Consider the following 903-nt stretch of genomic DNA (forward strand, 5'->3'; position numbering starts at 1 on the left):
TGGACAGGAACGGAGCACACCTGCTTCTTTTTTGATGTCACTCCAAGTGCATTTGAAAACGCACTGGATCGCTTTAGCCAATTCTTTACCGCGCCACTGTTTAATGAAGAAGCATTAGATAAAGAGCGCCAAGCGGTCGACTCTGAGTACAAGCTGAAATTGAATGACGACTCGCGTCGCTTGTATCAAGTCAACAAAGAAGTCATCAATCCAGAACATCCATTTTCAAAATTCTCTGTCGGCAATTTAGATACGCTTGGCGACCGAGATGGTCAGTCTATTCGTGATGAAATTGTCGAGTTTCATCATTCTCAATATTCAGCCGATCTTATGACGCTGACGTTGTTTGGGCCTCAATCTCTTGATGAGCAGCAAGCTTGGGTAGAAGCCATGTTCGCTGACATCCCTAATCATCAATTAAGTGGCAAATCGATTGATGTACCGATTGGGACTGAAGACAGCACCGGAATTTTGGTTCAAATTGAGCCCATCAAAGAGTTTCGCAAACTCATTCTCACCTTCCCTATGCCGGGAATGGATAAACACTACGGCGTGAAGCCTCTCTCTTATTTCGCTCATTTGTTAGGTTACGAAGGCGAAGGGAGCTTGATGCTTCAACTGAAAAGCAAAGGCTGGATCACTTCCCTATCAGCCGGCGGCGGGGCAAGTGGCAGCAACTATCGTGATTTTACGGTCAGTTGTACACTCACACCAGAAGGGTTAGACCACGTTGATGACATCATTCAAGCTGTCTTCCAATATCTAACCATGATCAAACAAGACGGAATGAATGAGTGGAGCTACCTAGAGAAGCAAGCAGTATTGGAGTCTGCATGACGCTTTCAAGAACCTTCACGCCCTCTCGTTTTAGTTAGCGGTCTAGTCATCAATATGCAGCATTAT

At 45.3% G+C, this 903-nt stretch carries 1 pseudogene; it reads left to right on the forward strand.

Annotated features, from left to right (window positions below):
* Positions 1–903, forward strand: a pseudogene (locus R7Q48_RS25570) (insulinase family protein); the annotation flags it as partial.

The organism is Vibrio sp. 378 (genome assembly GCF_033339435.1).